Source organism: Pseudomonas sp. NFACC04-2, from assembly GCF_900119265.1.
GTDB lineage: Bacteria > Pseudomonadota > Gammaproteobacteria > Pseudomonadales > Pseudomonadaceae > Aquipseudomonas > Aquipseudomonas fluorescens_AA.
Map to the genome: position 1 here is coordinate 143,592 of NZ_FPJC01000011.1, position 20,080 is coordinate 163,671.

The window sequence follows — 20,080 nt, forward strand, 5'->3', positions numbered from 1 at the left end:
AAAGGCCTAAACACCGCCGAAACTGCCCGCCAGCGTACCGATGATCAACGCCCAGCCGTCCACCAGCACAAACAGCATGATCTTGAACGGCAGGGAAATGATCAGCGGCGAGAGCATCATCATACCCATGGCCATCAGCACGCTGGCGACCACCAGGTCAATGATCAGGAACGGGATGAAAATCATGAAACCGATCTGGAACGCGGTTTTCAGCTCGGATGTCACGAACGCCGGCACCAGGATGGTCAGCGGTGCCTGGTCGGCACTGGGGATGTCGGTGCGCTTGGACAGACGCATGAACAGCTCCAGGTCACTGCTGCGGGTCTGGGCCAGCATGAAATCCTTGATCGGCACCTGGGCCTTGGCCACGGCATCTTGAGCCGTGATTTTTTCTGCCAGGTAGGGTTGCAGCGCATCCTGATTCACCCGATCGAACACGGGCGCCATGATGAACAGGGTCAGGAACAGCGCCATGCCGGTGAGGATCTGGTTCGAGGGAGTCTGTTGCAGGCCCAGGGCCTGGCGCAGGATCGAAAAGACAATGATGATCCGGGTGAAACTGGTCATCAGCATGACGAACGCCGGAATGAAACTCAGCGCCGTCATGATCAGCAGGATCTGCAGGCTGACCGAATACTCCTGGGCCCCTTCGGCGTTGGTCCCCAGGGTGATCGCCGGGATCGACAGCGGATCGGCGGCGAACGCCAACGGTGCGGCCAGCATCAGGGCCAATGCCAACAGAATGCGCAACGGCATTACTTTTTATCCTTCTGGTCTTTCCCCAGCAGCTCCATGAGGCGCTGGGCAAATTCGGGGCTTGCCGGCTCGGTGGAGGGTACCTGCACCGGCTCCTTGAGGACGTGCAAGGCGGTGATAGTGCCCGGGCTCAGGCCCAGCAGGATCTGCTCGTTGCCGACCTGCACCAGCACCAGCCGGTCGCGTGGCCCGAGCGCGCGCGAACCGACGATGTCGATGACCTGGCCCTTGCCGGTCGGTCCCGCTTGTTGCACGCGGCGCAACAACCAGGCGAGAAAGAAGATCAAGCCCAGCACCAACAGCAAGCCGAGCACCAGTTGCGCCAGTTGCCCGGCGACCCCGCTGCCTGCCGCCGGCGCAACGGCCGCCGTGGCAACCGGTTCGGCCGCCAGCACGCTCAATGGCAGCATCGACGCTGCAGCGAAGAAACCTTTCACTCAGCGCAGCTTCTTGATGCGTTCGCTCGGACTGATCACGTCCGTCAGGCGAATGCCGAACTTCTCGTTGACCACCACCACTTCGCCATGGGCGATCAAAGTGCCGTTGACCAACACATCGAGCGGCTCGCCGGCCAGACGGTCCAGCTCGATCACCGAGCCCTGGTTGAGCTGCAGCAGGTTGCGGATGTTGATATCGGTGCTGCCCACTTCCATGGAGATCGACACCGGGATGTCGAGGATCACATCCAGGTTCGGCCCATCCAGCGTGACCGGCTCGTTGCTCTTGGGCACGCTGCCAAACTCTTCCATCGGCAGGCGGTTGGACCCGTGATTACCGCTATCGGCGGCCAGCAAGGCATCGATGTCAGCTTGCCCGGCGTCGCCGGTTTCTTCCAGGGCCGCGGCCCATTCGTCGGCCAGCGCCTGGTCATCCTGGGTGTTCATATCGTTAGCCATCATTTGTCCTCGGCGGGCAAAAATCAGTAAAAAACGTAAAATCCGTTACAAGCTTAAGAAGCTGACAGCGCTCAGCGGCGTTCGATCGGCTCGATCACCTGCAACGCCAGGTTGCCTTTGTGAGAGCCCATCTTGACCTTGAAGGCCGGCACGCCATTGGCGCGCATGATCATATCTTCCGGCATCTCGACGGGGATGATGTCCCCCGGCTGCATGTGCAGGATGTCCCGCAGACGCAGTTGGCGCCGGGCGACCGTCGCGCCGATCGGTACATCGACGTCGAGCACGTCCTGGCGCAAGGCGTTGATCCAGCGTTCGTCCTGGTCGTCGAGGTCCGACTGGAAACCGGCGTCGAGCATTTCGCGCACCGGCTCGATCATCGAATACGGCATGGTCACGTGCAGGTCGCCGCCACCACCATCGAGTTCGATGTGGAAGGTCGAGACCACGATGGCCTCGCTCGGCCCGACGATGTTGGCCATGGCCGGGTTCACTTCCGAGTTGATGTACTCGAAGTTCACTTCCATGATCGCCTGCCAGGCTTCCTTCAAATCGATGAAGGCCTGTTCCAGCACCATGCGCACCACCCGCAGCTCGGTGGGGGTGAATTCACGCCCCTCGATCTTGGCGTGACGACCGTCGCCACCAAAGAAGTTGTCCACCAGCTTGAACACCAGCTTGGCGTCGAGGATGAACAACGCGGTGCCGCGCAACGGCTTGATCTTCACCAGGTTGAGGCTGGTGGGCACGTACAGCGAATGCACGTACTCGCCGAACTTCATCACCTGCACGCCACCGACAGCCACGTCGGCCGAGCGGCGCAGCATGTTGAACATGCTGATGCGGGTGTAACGGGCGAAACGCTCGTTGATCATTTCCAGGGTCGGCATGCGTCCGCGAACGATGCGATCCTGGCTGGTCAGGTCATAGCTTTTGACGCTGCCCGGTTCAGCAGCGTTCTCGGTCTGTACCAGACCGTCGTCGACACCATGCAACAGCGCATCGATTTCGTCCTGGGACAGCAGGTCCTGCACGGCCATGTCGTGTTCCTACTGCAATACGAAGTTAGTGAAGAGCAACTGTTCGATCACCACTTTGCCAAGCTCTTTCTGAGCCACTTCCTGCACGCTGGCCGTGGCTTTCTGACGCAGCATTTCCTGGCCAACGGGCGTGGCCAGGGTGTCGAAATTCTGTCCGGAAAAAAGCATCACCAGGTTATTGCGGATCAGCGGCATGTGTACCCGCAGCGCTTCCAGGTCCGCCTGGTTGCGACCTTGCAAAGTAATGCTGACCTGCATGTAGCGTTGACGACCGTTCACGGTGTAGTTGGCCACGAAGGCGGGCGCCATCGGTTCGAAAATCGCCGGCTGCTTGCCCACCGGCGCAGCCTCGACCGCCACTGCCGGCTTGCTCTGAGCGCTGTGCATGAAATACCAGGTCGCCCCTACGGACACGCCGATCGCCAGGAGCAAACCCACCACGATCATGATGATCAGCTTGAGTTTGCCTTTGGTTGCAGGGTCTTTTACAGCTGCTGCTTCACTCTTCGCCATGCCAATAATCCGTCACTAATCGGGGTTTTCACTGTTGCACGGCAAGGCAGGAGCAAGTGTTATGCCAGAAGTGTCAGTACCCGGGATGACAGGCAGATAGGATCTTCAGTCCCCATAAAAACCAATGTGGGAGCGAGCTTGCTCGCGATAGCGATGAACCAGTCCCTGCAAAAGTGACTGACAATCCGCTATCGCGAGCAAGCTCGCTCCCACAGGGGAGAGCATCGTTGGATCAGGCGTAGTAGTCGACCGCGCTGGTGCCAATGACACTGGTCGTGCTGGCGGCCACTTCAGCGATGCCGGCGGGGCCAACTTCATCCGCTGAATCCACCCGCCCGCCAGATGACGTCGTGCGCCCGGCCCGAGCCTGCTGCTGGGCTTGCTGCTCCTGGTTCTGCGAACCCCGGGATTGATCCGACACGCTGACGTCGACCTGGCCCATGCCCTGCTGGCTAAAACTGTCCCGCAAGCGATGCAACTGGCCTTCGAGGGCTTCACGAACGCCGGAGTGGGCGCTCATGAACGTGACCTGGGTCTGCTGGTCCGGGACCATGTTCACCCGGATATCCAGGCGTCCGAGCTCAGCGGGCTGCAATTGGATGTCGGCCGCCTTGAGATTGACGCTGGACAGGTACATCACCCGGTTGACCACCTCTTCGGTCCAACCGCTCTGATTCATCGCGATAGGTTGGTTGACCGGCACCGCGTTGGCGGTTTTGGGCGTAGCGGCCTGGGTCAGTGCGGCCAGGCGGTTGGCGAAATCATCCACGCGGGTGTCGCTGGACGCGGCGCCCAAGTCCTTGAGACCCTCGCTGATCAAACCGCCGAAGGCCTTGTCGCCCCCCTGGCTACCGGACTCGGTACTGTTCTGATCGGCTTGCACGCTGAGCATGCTGTCCATACCGGCGGCAAAGGTCTGCGCCGACGTCGGCTCACCGTCGAGCGACACTGGGGCAGCGCTCTTGGGCTGCGCCTGGCTGGTAGCGGAAACATGACCGCCCTGCTCCATCGCCAAGCGCAAGGCGGGCAATGCGTCGAGAGGGTCGGCTTGTGGGTCGAAGGTTGGATCGACGACCGGGACCGCAGGCTGGGCCGGGGCGGCCAATGGAACAACGGGCGCCGCGACTGCGGTGGCGACCTGGGCCTCAGTCGTGACCGCCACGGGGGCAGGTTCCACCGGGGCTGTCGCGACCGGCACCGTCATCTCCGGCAGCACACCAGGGTCAAGGCTTGGATCGACCGGTGCCGCATCCGCCACGGGCGTTTCAGCCGAGTCGGCGCTGGTATCGCTGGCAGCCTTGTCGTCGGTGCTGGCTGGTTTGTCCGCGGGCAAGGGTTTGCCGCTATCGGCAACCGCCGGCTCCGGGGCGGCAGGACTTTCGTTGCCGGTGTCTTTTTTGACGGTGTCATCGGTGGCCTTGTCGCGCGCCGATTTCACCACCGGCTCCGGGGCCGCCGCGGCTTTGGCAGGGGCCTGCTTGGCGAAGACTTGAGCGAAGCTGGAGGCTCTATCCCCGAGGTCCGGGGCCGCTGCCGGTGAATTGACGGCGACCTTGGGCTTGGCCTGGACAGAGGCCTGAAGCAGTGAATTGGGGGTAACGGGCATAAAAAGGTCTCCGCTGCACTGGAATCATTTGCACAGTCGAGACTAGGCAATGCAAGGCACGGGCCAACGTTTGCCCGGCCGTCAAATCTCAGCAGTGGAAGCCTTCACGCTCTTCCCGGCAAAGCTTGCGGACATGGGCGAACTCGCTGTCGATTTCGTTGACCAGGTTCTCGATACCGCCCAATGACGGCTGCTTGGCACGCTGTTCCAACTCGCCGCACAACTGGGCGAGGCGAATGGCGCCCATGTTGCTGCTGCTGCCTTTGAAGCTGTGGGCGGTGGCGCTCAATTTTTCAGCGTCCCGTGCTTCATGCAGCACGCGCAGGCGAGCCTCGGAATCATTGAGAAACGTATCCAGCAACTCCAGATACCCCTCCTCCATGACTTCTTTCAACGTGCTGAGCACGTCACGGTCCAGATGAATCTCGTTCACTTGTTCGCTCCCTGATCAAGAATGGCGCCAATTATGCCAGAGCCTCCCAGAAAAACTCCACGCGCGCACTACGACCATCGTCTGCCCAACTGGCCTGATGGCTCAACTGGCGTACCAGGCTCACGCCGCGTCCCGACAACCGATCACTGTCCACGGGCCGTGCCAGCACTTGGGCGACATCGAAACCCTCGCCGCTGTCTTCGACCTCGATGGCCAGGCGACCACCCTCGCCGTTTGGCGAAACGTGCAAGTGCACCCGCACGTAACCGTCGCTCAGTTCATCCAGGCGCGTATTGCGCTCGCTGTAGTAGCGAGCAAAACCCGCCGCATCGCGCTTGAGGCTCGAGTCGAGCCCCAGCACCCCGTGATCCAGGGCATTGGAGTAGAGCTCAGACATCACGCTATAAAGGGCACCACTCTGCGCCCTGAGCCCATGGACCTCAAGCAGCAACTGCAACAGGTAGGGCATCGGGTTGAAGCGCTTGAGCGTCTGCGCCCGGAATTCGAAGCTCACCGACCAGTCCAGTGGGCTGGACTGCCCGCTATCGGAATAGACCGGTGGTGGCGGATTGAGTTGCGTCGGTGCGACCAGTCGCACCTCGACCATGCTGAAGTCGTCACGGGCCTCACCGCGAAAATCCCGCAGGGCCTGCTGAATGTCCTCAAAAAGACGGTCAGGTTCACGGCTGGCCGAAAATACCTGCTGCAACCGCTCCACGCCAAACGGCCGGTCATCGCGGTCACTGGTCTCGATTACGCCATCGGACAGCAGGAACACCCGATCCCCCAGCGACATCGAATGCACCTCGGTGCGGTCATCGAACAGGTGCGGCGCGAGCACGCCCAACGGCAAGTGCCGCGCCGGCAAAGGCGTACGCTCGCCACTGAGGCTGTCATGCAGGTAACCATCGGGCATGCCACCGTTCCAGATCTCCACCGTGCAACGCTGGAAACTGAGGCACAACAGCGTTGCGCAACAGAACATGTCCACTGGCAGGATGCGCTTGAGCTTGGCATTCATCTCCCGCAGGATCTGCGCCAGGCCGTAGCCCTTGGCCGTCATCCCGTAGAACACTTCCGCCAGCGGCATCGCACCGACCGCCGCCGGCAAACCGTGCCCGGTGAAGTCCCCCAGCAGGATGTGCATGTCGCCGGCCGGGTTGAACGCCGCCAGCAGCAAGTCGCCATTGAACAAGGCATAGGGCGATTGCAGGTAGCGGATGTTGGGTGCACTCAGGCAGCCGGAGTGGGCGATCTTGTCGAAGACGGCCTTGGCGACCCGTTGTTCGTTGAGTAGATAGTCATGGTGCCGGGCGATCTGGTCGCGCTGCTCCACTACCGTGGCCTGCAAGCGGCGCAAGCGGTCCATGGCCTTGATCTTGGCCGCCAGGATTACTTGGTTGTAGGGCTTGGCCAGGAAGTCATCGCCGCCCGCTTCCAGGCAACGGGCCAGGGCTTCGCTCTCCGTCAGCGAAGTGAGGAAAATGATCGGGACCAATTGGTCCCCAGCCAGTTGCTTGATTCTCTGTGCGGCTTCGAAGCCGTCCATCACTGGCATCATCGCGTCCATCAGGACCAAGTGCGGACGCTGTTCCAGGTAGGCGTCGACCGCTTCGGCGCCATTGGCCGCGGTGAGCACGTGGTGACCCTGGCGGCGGACAATGGTCGACAACAGCAGTCGATCAGCGGCACTGTCTTCGGCAATCAAGACCGTCAGTGGCTCCGACGACGATTGCATGGCGATCAACTGATGTCGAACAGCTTGTCGAAATTGGAGATCGCGAGGATTTTCTTGACGTCGGAGCTGCTGTTGACGACCCGGATATCCGACTCGTCGCCGCCGGCATGATCGCGCAACAGCAGGAGCATGCCCAAGGCGGAACTGTCGAGATAAGTGGCTTCTTTCAAATCCACCACGATGGACTCGGGTTTCGTATCGAGCCGCTCATAGGACTCGCGAAACTCCTGATGCCGCCCGAAATCGAATCGACCTTTGATCGAAATCGTCAGCTTATGCCCATCGGGGGATACTTCGGTAACGACTGACATGATCGGCTTCCTTGTCATGGACATACGTGTACAAGGTGTAGCATCTGGTACAGCTCTGAGCAAGGTTTTGCCTCGTTCATCCGACAAAATCCTCATTTCGCATCAGTAGGGGTTCTGCCGCGGCAGACGCTGGGACAATTCATCGAGCAGTTTCTGTTCGCGTTTGTCTTCCAACTGTCGCGCCTCATCGATATAACGCTGCACCAGTTTGCGCAACCCTTCGACTCGGGCAAACGCCTCTTGCCAGCTCTGGCGAGCCTTCTCCAGGTTGTTCTGGTGCCAGACCAGGCTCTGGCGCTGCTGATCGATGGCGGTGCCCAGCTGCGCCAGGAACCCCTGGTAACCCAGCAACCATTGCCCGGAGACCCCGTGGCTGCCTCGGGCAATCCACTGCTCTTGGTATTCGAGTCGAAAGTTCTCCAAGTCTGCCAGTTTGCTCTCGGCGACGGCCACTTGCCCCTGGAAATACGCCAGTCGCTGGACGGCGGTCTTCTCGGCCTTTTCCGCCATGTCCACTACGGGTGCCAGGCGCGCCGCACGACTCGTGGCCATGGCCGGTTACGTGCCTGAGACCGGCGCGAAAATAGTCTGCAAGTGCGCCTCGCTGGCGCCCATGCCGATGTTGTCGTTCAAGCTTTGGCGCAGGTAGACGGCCATGGCCGGGTAAAGACTGATGGCGGTGTCGGTCTCGCGGTCACCGCCGGGCACATAGGCACCGACGCTGATCAGGTCACGGCTCTGCTGGTAGCGCGACCAGTACTGCTTGAACTGCTGGGCCCGTTTCATGTGTTCGGCACTGATCACCGACGGCATGACCCGGCTGATGGACGCCTCGATGTCGATGGCCGGGTAGTGACCTTCTTCGGCCAGGCGCCTGGACAGCACGATGTGACCGTCGAGCACACCCCGGGCCGAGTCGGCGATAGGGTCTTGCTGGTCGTCACCTTCGGACAGCACGGTATAGAACGCGGTGATCGAACCGCCGCCCTTCTCCGCATTGCCGGCGCGCTCCACCAGTTTCGGCAACTTGGCGAACACCGAAGGCGGATAGCCCTTGGTAGCCGGCGGTTCGCCGATGGCCAGGGCGATTTCCCGCTGGGCCTGGGCGAAACGGGTCAGCGAATCCATCAGCAACAGGACGTTCTTGCCCTTGTCGCGGAAATACTCGGCGATGCGTGTGCAATACATGGCAGCCCGCAGCCGCATCAACGGCGCATCGTCCGCAGGCGAAGCCACCACCACCGAGCGCTTGAGCCCTTCCTCGCCGAGGATGTGCTCGATGAATTCCTTGACCTCACGGCCCCGTTCACCGATCAGCCCCACCACGATGATGTCGGCTTCGGTGAAGCGGGTCATCATGCCCAACAGCACACTCTTGCCCACCCCGGTACCGGCAAACAGGCCCAGGCGTTGGCCGCGGCCGACCGTCAATAAACCGTTGATGCAACGAATACCCACGTCCAGCGGCACGCTGATGGGGTCACGCTTGAGGGGGTTGATCGTCGGGCCGTCCATCGGCACCCAATCCTCGGCCTTCATGCCGCCCTTGCCGTCCAGGGCGCGCCCGGCCCCGTCCAGCACGCGCCCGAGCATGCTCATGCCCATGGGCAGGCGACCATTGTCGGCCAGGGGCACGACGCGCGCGCCGGGTGCGATGCCGGCGACGCTGCCCACCGGCATCAAGAAGACCTTGCTGCCGGAGAAGCCCATGACTTCGGCTTCGACCTGTACCGGGTGGTAGCTGTCGTCGTTGATCACCATGCAGCGACTACCCATGGCGGCACGCAGGCCCTCGGCTTCAAGGGTCAGGCCGACCATGCGCAGCAGGCGACCTTCCAGGATCGGTTGGCCGGCCAGCTCACTGGCCTCGGCGTAGCTGCCCAGGCGCTTGCCGAAGCTGGTTCGCTCAAGGCGCATCGCGGCTGTCCAATACAGAAGCGTCCAATTCAGGCATCTCCAGCTCCACATCGACCGGCGCGGCATCGGCACTGATCAGGGGATCGTCCGGCAACTCCAGGCTCAGGTCGGCTGCGGCCGGGTGCAGGGCCTGTTCGTGCAGTTGGTCGAACAACTTGGCCATGATCTGGCTGATACGGGTTTCAACGGTGGCATCGATGCGGCTGTGTTCGGTTTCCACCCGACAACCGCCCGGCAGCAACGCCGCGTCCTCGACGATACGCCAGGTTTCTTCATGGCGCTCGCGCAGGGCCTTGACCAGTTCGAAGTCCTGGGGATTGATGTACAGCCGCACGTTACCCACGCCCAACGGCAACAACTTGAGCGCTTCACGCATGACGTGTTCGATCTGGCTCGAATCGATGGCCAGTTCGCGCTGGATCACTTGTTTGGCGATATGTTGCACCAGGCCCACCAGGGATTTCTCGATCTGGGTGTCCTGCTCGGCGATGGGGTCGAACAGGTTGAGCATCAGCGATTCCAACGCACGGAGCTTGGCCGTCAGCGCCACATCGGCTTCCTGGCGGACCTTGAGCGTGGTGCTGTGAAAGCCCTCCTTTTCACCCACCGCAAAGCCTTCGTTATAGGCTTCCTGGCGGATGCTCTCGACTTCCTCGAGGGTCAGTGGCTGGACTTCTTCCAGCGGCACCTCCTCCATTTCCGGCAGCTCTTCCACCGGCGCCGGCTCAGGCTCGGGCACGTGGGGGTCGAAGCTGGGCAGCGACCAGACGTCGAAACCACCGACGTCCCGGGCGCGGATCAGGTCGCTGGGGGCTTCATCACTCTTGGCAGACATAACGACCTTAGATCATCTCTTCGCCGCCCTTGCCACCGAGAACGATCTCCCCGGCTTCGGCCATGCGGCGGGCGATGGTGAGGATTTCCTTCTGCGCGGTTTCCACATCGCTGACGCGCACCGGGCCCTTGGCCTCGAGATCGTCGCGCAACAGTTCGGCCGCCCGTTTGGACATATTCTTGAAGATTTTTTCCTTGACGCCTTCGTCCGAGCCCTTGAGGGCCAGTACCAGCACGTCGGACGAGACTTCGCGCAACAGAGCCTGGATGCCACGATCGTCGACATCGGACAGGTTGTTGAACACGAACATGAGGTCTTCGATCTGACCGGACAGGTCTTCGTCGAATTCGCGGATCGAGTCCATCAACTGACCTTCGATCGAACTGTCGAGGAAGTTCATGATGTCCGCCGCACGCTTGATACCACCCAGGGTGGTGCGCGAGGCATTGGAGTTGCCCGAGAACTGCTTCTCGAGAATCTGGTTCAATTCTTTCAGGGCCGCCGGCTGCACGGTATTGAGCGAAGACACGCGCAGGATGATGTCCAGGCGCACCTTGTGGTCGAAATTGCCCAGCACTTCGCCGGCCTGGTCCGGGTCGAGGTAAGCCACCACGATCGCCTGGATCTGCGGGTGCTCGTAACGGATCACGTCGGCAACCGCCCGCGGCTCCATCCACTTGAGGCTGTCCAGGCCGCTGGTATTGCCACCCAGCAGGATCCGGTCGATGAGACCGTTGGCCTTGTCCTCGCCCAGCGCCTGGGTGAGCATCTTGCGCACGTAGTCGTCGGAACCCACGCCCAGGCTGGTTTGATCGCCGACGATGTCGACGAACTCGCTCATCACCTGCTCGACCTGCTCACGGTGCACGTTGCCCATCTGCGCCATGGCCACGCCCACGCGCTGGACCTCCTTGGGCCCCATGTGGCGCAGCACTTGGGCGGCGTCGGTCGAGCCCAGGGACAGCAGCAGGATCGCGGCTTTGTCGACCCGGGACAATTTGGCAACAGCGGCTCGATTATCACTCATCTGCGTTAATCCACTCTTTCACGACCTGGGCCACACGACCCGGGTCTTCTGCCACCAGACTCTTGATAGCGTTCAACTGAGCGTCATAGCCTTCGCTCGGGCTTGGCAGCAGAATGCTCTGCGGCCCGCCGAGGCTGACGCGATCATTGGCCAATTCGCCATCCAGGCCGCCCATGCCGCCCAGTTCCACATCACCCAAGCCGGCCAACTGCTTGTTCCTGCCGCCATTGGTGATGTTATTGAGCACCGGACGCAGTACGCCGAACACCAGTATCAGGATGAACAGCACACCCAGTACTTGCTTGACCACATCCCAGAACCAGGGTTGCGAATAAAATGGAATATCGGCGATCACTTCACCGCGCTCCAGGGAGAACGGCACGTTGATCACGCTGACGCTGTCGCCTCGGCTGGCGTCGAAACCAACGGCGTCCTGTACCAGGCGAGTAAAGCGTGCCAATTCGTCGGCGCTCCATGGCGCACGGCTGGTTTCGCCGTTGGCCGGGTTGACCTTGACCTGATCGTCCACCACCACCGCGACCGACAAGCGATTCAAACGGCCCTGCTGTTGCTTGGTGTGGCTGATGGAACGGTCGAGCTCGAAGTTCTTGGTCGACTGCTGACGCTTGTCGGCCGGGTACGGCGCCAGCATCGGCTGGCCGGTGGCCGGGTCCATGATCTGCTGGCCATTGGCATCGATCAGCGGCTGGCCCGGCTGCACCATACCAGCGGCCGCCGTGGCGCCACCGGTGGTTTGCGGCGCGCTGGCCGGCGACGGCGGCTGGTTGCTCAAGGCACCCGGGACGCCTTGCGGGCCATTGCTGGCGGTGCGTTGTTCATTTACCGACTGCTCGCTGCGCAACGCCGGCTGGTCCGGGTTGAACTGCTCGGAAGTGGACTCGACGGCGCTGAAGTCGACATCGGCCGACACTTCGGCTTTATAGCGATCGTTACCCAGGATCGGTTGCAGAATGTTGTGCACCCGCTGGGTCAGCATGCCTTCCATGCGACGGCTGTAATCGAATTGCTTGCCGGCCATGGTCAATTCGGAGTTTTCCGCCTGGTCTGACAGCAGGTTGCCCTTCTGGTCGACCACGGTGATTTGCGATTTGCTCAGTTCGGGTACGCTGGTCGCCACCAGATTGACGATGGCCACCACCTGCCCTGGCTCCAGGGAACGGCCCGAATACAGCTCGACCAATACCGAGGCGCTGGGCTTGCGCTCGTCGCGCACGAACACCGAGCTTTTCGGAATCGCCAGGTGCACACGGGCCCCCTTGACGTTGTTCAGGCTGGAGATGGTGCGTGCCAGCTCGCCTTCCAGGCCGCGGCGATAACGGGTCGCTTCCATGAACTGGCTGGTGCCCAGGCCCTGGTCCTTGTCGAGGATCTCGAAACCGATGTTGCCATCGGTCGGGGTCACGCCGGCCGCGGCGAGCTTGAGGCGCGCACGAGCGACATCATCGGCCTTGACCAGCAAGGCGCCGGAATTGGGTTCGACGGTATAAGGAATGTCGGCGGAAGCCAGGGTCTCCATGACTTGCTTGGCGTCCATGCCGGCCAGACTGCCATACAGCGGACGGTAGTCCGGTTGCTGGGACCACAGCACCACGGCAAAACCAATCGCCACGCTGGCAGCCAGGCCGACCAACAGGCCAACCTGACGCAGCATGGTCATCTCGGAGAGATTTTCCAGGAAGGACAGGCCGAACAACGGCGGTTTGCCGTCTACCGGAGTGGCCTTGGCTGGAACGTTATCAACGGCTGCTTCTGCCATGACTCAATAATTTCCTTAAACCGGCATCTGCATGATGTCTTGGTAGGCTTGAACCAGTTTGTTGCGAACCTGGGTCAGCGCCTGAAACGAGACACTGGCTTTCTGCGAGGAGATCATTACGTCCGTCAGGTCGACGCCACTTTTGCCAATCTCGAAAGCACTGGCCAACTGGTTCGACGCCTGCTGGGTATCGTTCACTTTATTGACGGCCTGACCGAGCATGTCGGAAAAGCTGCTGCCACCCACCTGGGGGACCGCGACCGATTTAGGCTGGGCCATGGCGTCCATTTGCATGGCCCGCATGTCCAACATCAACCGATTAAATTCAATACCTTGGCTCATGGTCTACTCTCTCTGGCGGCCCGCATTTTTTTGACACTTACTCAGCGGGTATTCAGGTATTAGCAACAAGGGTGCCAGCTCCATGGCGATAGAAAACAAATGCGCGCGCAATCCCATTGTGGGAGCGAGCTTGCTCGCGATAACCCACTACCTCCTACCTCACCTTGACTGACCCACCGCTATCGCGAGCAAGCTCGCTCCCACAGGGGTTTCGGTGCTTGTTCAACTGGCGAACAGATAAGCCTCGACATCCATGCCAGCGTCACGCATTTGCGCCAGTTTGTAGCGCAGCGTGCGCGGACTGATCCCCAGGCGTTCGGCGGCCTCCTTGCGACGTCCGCGTTCGGCGCGCAGGGTGTCGATGATCATCTGGAACTCGCGACGCCGCAGGTCATCGCCCAAGGCGCCGACCGAATCGCCTTCGACATCCATCGGTGGCATAGGGGTTGCGGTCGGTGCCGGTGCTAATGCGGGCAATGGCGCGCAGGCCACCGGACCGGCCAGACAGAAATCCTCCGGCTGGATCAAACCGCCCTGTTGCAGGATCAAGGCCCGCTGAATGGCGTTATCCAGCTCTCGGACATTGCCCGGCCACGGATAGGCAACCAGACAGGCCCGGGCCTCGGCTGAAAGCCGGGCCGCCGCGTGCTTCATTTTATTGACGTGTTTGTTCAGCAGGCGCTCGGCCAGCGGCAGGATATCGGCGGTACGCTCACGCAACGGACGCCAGGCCAGCGGGAATACCGACAAACGGTAATAGAGGTCTTCACGGAAACGCCCCGCCGCCACTTCGCCGGCCAGGTCGCGGTTGGTCGTCGCCACCACGCGAATGTCCAGGTTGATGGGCTTGCGCGCCCCCACCCGCTCCACTTCCCGCTCCTGCAATACCCGCAGCAGCTTGGCTTGCAGGCCCAACGGCATTTCGGAAATTTCATCGAGCAGGATCGTGCCACCGTCGGCCTGCTCGAACTTGCCGGCCTGGGCCGCGATGGCGCCGGTGAAGGAACCCTTTTCGTGGCCGAACAGTGTCGCCTCGAGCATGTTGTCGGGAATCGCCGCGCAATTAATGGCAATGAACGGCTCCCCGGCACGCCGGGATTGTTGATGGATGTAGCGGGCCAGCACTTCCTTGCCCGTACCGGACTCGCCGGAAATCAATACGGTTGAATCACTGCGAGCGACCCGTGCGGCCAATTCCAGCAGTTGCGCACTGGCCGGCTCGATGGCCACCGGGCCTTCGCCCTCGACCGCGAGACTGCCCAAGGCATGGCGCGCGACCAGGTCCAGCAGCGCTTTTGGTTCGAACGGCTTGACCAGGTAATCCGCCGCGCCCTGGCGCATGGCGTCCACCGCTCGCTCGACGGCACCGTGAGCGGTCATCAGCAAGACGGGCAGTTGCGGCTGACGGGCACGTAACAGGCCGAGCAATTGATGGCCGTCCATGCCCGGCATGTTGACGTCACTGACCACCAGGCTGAACGCTTCCCGGTCCACCGCCAGCAGCGCTTCCTCCGCCGAACCGACGGCGGCGTAATCGTGCCCGGCCAGCGCCAGGGTATCGGCCAGCGCCTCGCGCAGGGCCCGGTCATCCTCAACCAGCAACACCTTGATCGCCATTGCTTTCACTCCACCCCTGGCGCATTGGAAAACAGCGGCAAGCACACCGTCGCACAGGTGCCACGGCCCAGCCGCGAGCGCAACTGCAATTCTCCCTGATGAGCACGGGCCACGGCCTTGACCACGGTCAGCCCCAGGCCCGTGCCGGTGGTCTTGGTGGTAAAGAACGGCTCGCCCAGGCGCGCCAGCACGGCCGGCTCGATACCGCTACCGTTGTCGCTGACAGACAAGCGCAAGGTGTTGTCGCGTGTGTACAAGTGCACTTTCAGCCGGACGTCGCCGCCGCTGGCCTGGATCGCATTTTCGATGAGGTTCAACACCGCGCCCACCAGTGTGTCGCGGTTGCACAACACTTCACCGACATGGCTATCGCACTGCCAGCGGATCGGCAGCTCTTGCACATGGGGCGACGCCGCGGCCTGCAGCGATTGCAACAAGGCCTTGGGGGTGACGCGGTCGGTCAACGGCAGCTCGCCGCGCGCGAACACCAGCATGTCGCGCACTTGGTGCTCCAGTTCGTGCAGGCGCTCTTTCAAGCGTCCGGCGAAGCGTTGCTGGGTTTCCATCGGCAATTGCTGCTCGGTCAGGTGACTGGCATAGAGCAGCGCGGCGGACAGCGGCGTACGAATCTGGTGGGCCAGCGAGGCCACCATCCGCCCCAGGGAAGACAGGCGCTCGTGGCGAGCCAACTGATCTTGCAGATGACGGGTTTCAGTCAAGTCATTGAGCAACACCAACTGCCCAGGCTCGGCGTCCAGCGAGCGCGTCGAGATGGACAGGCGCCGACCGTCCTTGAGGGACACTTCATGGCCGTCGTCGTCCCGGGGCGCAAAGCAACGGGCGATGACGTGCCGCCAAAGCTCGCCTTCCAAGGGTAGGCCGAGCAACTCACAGGCCGCCGGGTTGGCTTCTCGCACACGGCCGTGGGCGTCGATGACGATCACGCCACCGGGCAACAGGTCGAGGAGATTTTGCAGACGATTGGCCAGGCGTTCCTTTTCCGCCAGCTCCTGCATGCGCTGGGCGCTGACCACGGCCAACTCGCCCTTGAGCTCGGTGACCCGTGCTTCGAGCAGGCTGTAGGAATCCGTCAGTTGGCTGGACATCTGGCTGAACAGCGAAAATGCCTGCTCAAGTCCAAGCCGGCTTGCCTGTTCGGCGGACGGCATGTGTCCCGGTTCAAGGACAGGAGACATCTGGGCGGCTTGGGTCATCGTGCTCTCTCGCTTGGCTGACCGTCAGTTAAACGGAACGTTGCGAGGGCTATAGCAATACCCGTGCCGAAAAAAAACCGCCTGAAAATCAGGCGGTTGGAAAACAGGCGTCAATCATCCGCCTGTTCATCTCCTTCGCGACGGCTCATGCCGTACTTGCGCATCTTCTCCACCAGGGTGGTACGACGGATGCGCAGGCGTTCTGCCGCGCGGGCCACGATGCCGTTGGCATCGTCCAGCGCCTGCTGGATCAGCCCTTGTTCAAGGCCTCCCAGGTAATCCTTGAGATCCAGGCCTTCGGGCGGCAACAAGGCATTGGCGGTAAAGTCCGGCGTGTGACCGTTGATCGCCACCCGCTCCTCCAAGTCGCTGCGCAGGCTGTCGACCATTTGCTCGTCTTCGTCGTCGACGTAGCGGAATTTCTTTGGCAACTCATTCACGCCGATCACCCCGTACGGGTGCATGATCGCCATGCGCTCCACCAGGTTGGCCAGTTCGCGGACGTTGCCCGGCCAACCATGGCGACACAGGGACATGATCGCCGCCGAGTTGAATCGGATCGAACCGCGCTTTTCGTGCTCCATGCGCGAGATCAGTTCGTTCATCAGCAACGGAATGTCTTCGACGCGTTCACGCAGCGGTGCCATTTCGATCGGGAAAACATTGAGGCGGTAATAGAGGTCTTCGCGGAAACTGCCGACCTCGATCATGCTCTCGAGATTCTTGTGCGTAGCGGCAATGATCCGCACATCGACGCTCTGGGTCTTGTTGCTGCCCACGCGCTCGAAGGTGCGCTCCTGCAGGACCCGCAAGAGCTTGACCTGCATCGGCAGCGGCATGTCGCCGATCTCGTCGAGAAACAGCGTACCGCCGTTGGCCAGTTCGAAACGCCCGGCGCGGCTGGTGATCGCGCCGGTGAAGGCGCCTTTCTCATGGCCAAACAGTTCGCTTTCCAGCAACTCGGCCGGGATCGCGCCACAGTTGACCGGCACGAACGGCGCTTCGCGGCGCTTGGAGTGGTAATGCAGGTTGCGCGCGACCACTTCCTTGCCGGTGCCCGACTCGCCCAGGATCAGCACGCTGGCGTCGGTATCGGCGACCTGCTGCATCATCTGGCGCACGTGCTGGATCGCCCGGCTGGTGCCGACGAGGCTGCGGAACAGGTTGGGTTCGCGATGCCTGCCGCGCTCGCGAGCCTGATCGTACATCTCGCGATAAACCTGAGCGCGGTGCAGCGAATCGAGCAGCTTGCTGTAGCTGGGCGGCATTTCGAGCGTGGAAAGTACCCGGCGACGCTGGTCTTCAGGCAAGTCAAGGGAAGAATTTTCGCCCATTAACAAAACCGGAAGGAACTCATCCCAGGTTGAGAGTGTCTTTAGCAAGCCCAAAAGCGTTGCGGGAGCATTTACGGTCCCGATAAGGACACAGATGACTTCACGACTGGACGACAATGAGCCGACAGCCTGCTGCCAATCATGGCTTCCGCAGGGTAAATTTTCTTCGCCAAGAAAATTCAGGATCACCGCCAGGTCGCGGCGGCGGACGCTATCGTCATCGATCAGGAGAATTTTGGTTTCACGCCACATGCAATAGCAACTTCCCTAGTCAACCCAATGCCCGAAATTAGGGGGCAAGCTAGACGCTTGCAGACTTGTCATGCCTGTAGACGCCTTAAATCTGTAAACAGATACTAGTTAAGTCAAAAAACCGTGCACAGTCAAATTTATGGCGCAACGGGCTCGGATTAACTGAGCATTAACCGAACAGATGGTAAACCTTTGCGGCGTTCTGTGCTTGATGGATCTGTTGCATCTCGTCGACGATCGCCTGACGCTCTCCTGTGGCCGCCTCCAGCAATTGCCGGTACACCCCCAGTAACTCCTCAAGATTATTACGCAACGCCGCCTCATCCACCTCGGACTCGCTCAGGACGTCTTCCATGCAGGAACGGCAGGCCAGGTCCAATTGTCCGATGGCCTCCCAATTGCGCTCAGCCAAGGCATCGACCAGGGCATCACGGGTGTGTTCGATTCGCTGCAGGACAAGACTCATGAGAGCACTCCTTAAAATTGCGGACCAGGTGCGGCAATGGCGTCCCAGCCTTCCTTGACCGTGCGAAGCAGATCGGCGACTTCGTCGAGGATCTTCGGATCGGCCTTGATGTTGGCTTCGGCCAGACGTTTCATCATGTAAGCGTAGAGAGCATCCAATTCGGCGACCGACTCGGCCTGGTTTTCCAGGTCCAGGCCTTCACGCAAACCACCGACAATGCCGATGGCCTTGCTGATCAGGATGCCTCTGTTTGCAATATCCTTGCGCTCCATCGCGCCCTTGGCCTGGGCGATACGATCCAGCCCGCCTTCCATGAGCATTTGCACAAGACGATGGGGACTTGCTTCGGAGGTTTGCGCCTGGGCGCCAATCTTCTGGTATTGGCGAAGGGCTAACATCGGATTCATGTTCTACCTCATCAAAAAAACTTCGGTTCGTATAAACAGCGTATCGACGCTGCGTCAAAAAACTTTAGGTCGAAAAGCCGAAAGCCCGGAACGTTGTCAAAACGTTGCCGGGCTTTTTGTATCCGTCGAAAATCAGCTGTTTTTCTGTTGCGCCGCCATTGCTTCAAACATCGAGGTGATATTGTTAGCAGTAGCCTTCAACTTGCCGACCAAGGCGTCCATGTCGTTGTACTTTTTGGTCAGCGTGGCGGTCAGGGTCACGACCCGGCGATCCAGGGCCTCCTGATCGTTCTTCAGGCGGGTCTGTGTCCTGGTCAGCGTCGTGCTCCGTTGATCGAGGATACCACCCGTCTGGCTGTAGGGTTCGATCGCCTTGCCCATGCGTTCCAGCAGGCCATTGGTGCCCGTAAACAACGTCTGGACTTCACCGCTGAGCTTCTTGTCGTTCATCGCCGCGTTGAACTTGGTGGTATCGAAGTTCAACGCACCTGTCTTCTGATCGGTGGTAATACCCAATTGGGCCAGCGACGTCAGCTTGTCGCCAGCGCCGGTTTCAGACAAAGGCGTTCGAATCGATGCCAGCAGCGCGCGAGGCAACGCGTCACCGGTCAACTTTGCCGACACCGTCAACTTCCCATCATCGTCGAGCGACGGCTTGGTCAGTGCGGTGACGCTATTGGCGATCGCGTTATAGGCATCGACGAATTTCTGGATCGAAGCTTTCAGGCCGTCGTTGTTCGGCGCCACGGTGACGGTTGAACTGGCGGTCGGTCCGCCACTGAGCAAATTCAAGGTCAACCCGGAAATCGCCGTGCTTACCGTATTGCTCTTGCTGGTCAGCGCCATGCCGTCGACGGAGAACTTGGCATCCTGGGCCAGGGCACCGATGGCGCCCGCCGAAGTGGCCGTCAGCGCAGCCCCACCAGCACCCACGACGTTCGTTCCATCGATCTCCAGCCCCGCAATACCGCTCACCGAGATGTCGGAACCGGCGCCGGTCGTGCTTGAACCCAGCACCAGGCGCGAACCGAAAGAGTCGGTGATGATGTTGGCACTGAAACCCGCAGCCTTGAGCGAAGTGTCGGCATTGATTGCGTCACGAACCGATTGCAGGGTCGCACCGGACGCCACGTTGAGGTTGTAGTCGACACCGTTCTGCTTGATGGTCAACGTGCCGCTCGGGATGGCACTGCTAGTGCCACCGGCGAAGGCCGCCGAGGTGACCTTGGAAGCCGTTGCGATGTTGTCGACCTTGATTGCATAGGTACCGCCCACCGCTGAGTTACTGGCGGTTGCCGTCAGAACAGCGGGGGTCGAGGATGTTGCAGCAAAACCCGAGAATTGCGGGGTCGTGGTGCTGGACAAGTCCTTCATGGCGGTCTTGAACGCCGCCAGCAACGACTTCAGGGTTCCGACCCCGGAGATACTGTCGTTAGTCTTCGTCGTCGCTCGGGTGATCTGACCTTGCTTGGCGGCCTTGTCGGAATCGACCAGTACCTTGACGATCGCAGTAGTATCAAGGCCAGAGCCTAGACCCAAGCCAGGTAGAATTGGACTTGCCATGTGGGACTCCCTTCAGTGTGTCGCCGGCCTTTTGAC

At 61.1% G+C, this 20,080-nt stretch carries 21 protein-coding genes; all 21 read right to left on the reverse strand.

Annotation, left to right across the window (positions count from 1 at the left end):
* Positions 1-6 precede the first annotated feature (6 nt).
* The gene (gene fliP / locus BT125_RS16515) at positions 7-756 is read right to left on the reverse strand and encodes a flagellar type III secretion system pore protein FliP (protein WP_072408510.1); all 750 of its coding nucleotides are present in this window, start codon (positions 754-756) and stop codon (positions 7-9) included.
* Positions 756-1,193, reverse strand: coding sequence for a flagellar biosynthetic protein FliO (gene fliO, locus BT125_RS16520; protein ID WP_060738642.1), 438 nt, complete (start codon positions 1,191-1,193; stop codon positions 756-758). The genes fliP and fliO overlap by 1 nt, the downstream gene beginning before the upstream one ends.
* Complete coding sequence (fliN, locus tag BT125_RS16525; protein WP_072408512.1) at positions 1,194-1,652, reverse strand: flagellar motor switch protein FliN; 459 nt, start codon at positions 1,650-1,652, stop codon at positions 1,194-1,196.
* Positions 1,653-1,723: 71 nt separating this feature from the next.
* Positions 1,724-2,692 carry a flagellar motor switch protein FliM gene (fliM, locus tag BT125_RS16530; RefSeq protein ID WP_053120288.1) on the reverse strand — a complete coding sequence of 323 codons (969 nt, stop codon included), beginning with the start codon at positions 2,690-2,692 and terminating at the stop codon, positions 1,724-1,726.
* 9 nt (positions 2,693-2,701) lie between these two features.
* Positions 2,702-3,205: a flagellar basal body-associated protein FliL gene (gene fliL / locus BT125_RS16535; protein ID WP_072341628.1), complete on the reverse strand. Its 504-nt coding sequence runs from the start codon at positions 3,203-3,205 to the stop codon at positions 2,702-2,704.
* A 232-nt stretch (positions 3,206-3,437) separates the two neighbouring features.
* Positions 3,438-4,811, reverse strand: a complete 1,374-nt coding sequence (locus tag BT125_RS16540; RefSeq protein ID WP_072408514.1) for a flagellar hook-length control protein FliK — start codon at positions 4,809-4,811, stop codon at positions 3,438-3,440.
* 88 nt (positions 4,812-4,899) lie between these two features.
* Positions 4,900-5,244, reverse strand: a complete 345-nt coding sequence (locus BT125_RS16545; RefSeq protein WP_072408517.1) for an Hpt domain-containing protein — start codon at positions 5,242-5,244, stop codon at positions 4,900-4,902.
* A 31-nt stretch (positions 5,245-5,275) separates the two neighbouring features.
* The gene (locus tag BT125_RS16550) at positions 5,276-6,982 is read right to left on the reverse strand and encodes an ATP-binding SpoIIE family protein phosphatase (RefSeq protein ID WP_072408519.1); all 1,707 of its coding nucleotides are present in this window, start codon (positions 6,980-6,982) and stop codon (positions 5,276-5,278) included.
* A 5-nt stretch (positions 6,983-6,987) separates the two neighbouring features.
* Positions 6,988-7,293, reverse strand: coding sequence for an STAS domain-containing protein (locus BT125_RS16555; protein ID WP_072408521.1), 306 nt, complete (start codon positions 7,291-7,293; stop codon positions 6,988-6,990).
* Positions 7,294-7,395: 102 nt separating this feature from the next.
* Entirely contained in the window at positions 7,396-7,845 is a 450-nt protein-coding gene (fliJ, locus tag BT125_RS16560; protein WP_053182982.1) for a flagellar export protein FliJ, read from the reverse strand.
* A 6-nt stretch (positions 7,846-7,851) separates the two neighbouring features.
* On the reverse strand, positions 7,852-9,210 hold the full coding sequence (gene fliI, locus BT125_RS16565) for a flagellar protein export ATPase FliI (protein WP_003199089.1): 1,359 nt from the start codon (positions 9,208-9,210) through the stop codon (positions 7,852-7,854).
* The gene (gene fliH / locus BT125_RS16570; protein ID WP_072408523.1) at positions 9,200-10,045 is read right to left on the reverse strand and encodes a flagellar assembly protein FliH; all 846 of its coding nucleotides are present in this window, start codon (positions 10,043-10,045) and stop codon (positions 9,200-9,202) included. The genes fliI and fliH overlap by 11 nt, the downstream gene beginning before the upstream one ends.
* 7 nt (positions 10,046-10,052) lie before the next feature.
* Positions 10,053-11,072 (reverse strand): flagellar motor switch protein FliG, encoded by a 1,020-nt coding sequence (gene fliG, locus BT125_RS16575; RefSeq protein ID WP_003199086.1) that lies wholly within the window; start codon positions 11,070-11,072, stop codon positions 10,053-10,055.
* Positions 11,065-12,849, reverse strand: a complete 1,785-nt coding sequence (gene fliF, locus BT125_RS16580; protein ID WP_072408524.1) for a flagellar basal-body MS-ring/collar protein FliF — start codon at positions 12,847-12,849, stop codon at positions 11,065-11,067. Before fliF ends, fliG begins: the two co-directional genes overlap by 8 nt.
* Before the next feature lie 15 nt (positions 12,850-12,864).
* On the reverse strand, positions 12,865-13,191 hold the full coding sequence (gene fliE / locus BT125_RS16585) for a flagellar hook-basal body complex protein FliE (protein WP_003199082.1): 327 nt from the start codon (positions 13,189-13,191) through the stop codon (positions 12,865-12,867).
* A 222-nt stretch (positions 13,192-13,413) separates the two neighbouring features.
* Positions 13,414-14,808 (reverse strand): sigma-54-dependent response regulator transcription factor FleR, encoded by a 1,395-nt coding sequence (gene fleR, locus BT125_RS16590; RefSeq protein WP_072408526.1) that lies wholly within the window; start codon positions 14,806-14,808, stop codon positions 13,414-13,416.
* Positions 14,809-14,813: 5 nt separating this feature from the next.
* Positions 14,814-16,022 carry a sensor histidine kinase gene (locus tag BT125_RS16595; RefSeq protein WP_072408527.1) on the reverse strand — a complete coding sequence of 403 codons (1,209 nt, stop codon included), beginning with the start codon at positions 16,020-16,022 and terminating at the stop codon, positions 14,814-14,816.
* Positions 16,023-16,132: 110 nt separating this feature from the next.
* Positions 16,133-17,608, reverse strand: a complete 1,476-nt coding sequence (locus BT125_RS16600; RefSeq protein WP_003199076.1) for a sigma-54 dependent transcriptional regulator — start codon at positions 17,606-17,608, stop codon at positions 16,133-16,135.
* Between the two features lie 169 nt (positions 17,609-17,777).
* Positions 17,778-18,074 carry a flagellar protein FliT gene (locus BT125_RS16605; protein ID WP_072408529.1) on the reverse strand — a complete coding sequence of 99 codons (297 nt, stop codon included), beginning with the start codon at positions 18,072-18,074 and terminating at the stop codon, positions 17,778-17,780.
* Between the two features lie 11 nt (positions 18,075-18,085).
* Positions 18,086-18,481 (reverse strand): flagellar export chaperone FliS, encoded by a 396-nt coding sequence (fliS, locus tag BT125_RS16610; protein WP_053178499.1) that lies wholly within the window; start codon positions 18,479-18,481, stop codon positions 18,086-18,088.
* 132 nt (positions 18,482-18,613) lie between these two features.
* On the reverse strand, positions 18,614-20,044 hold the full coding sequence (gene fliD, locus BT125_RS16615; RefSeq protein ID WP_072408531.1) for a flagellar filament capping protein FliD: 1,431 nt from the start codon (positions 20,042-20,044) through the stop codon (positions 18,614-18,616).
* Positions 20,045-20,080: the final 36 nt, after the last annotated feature.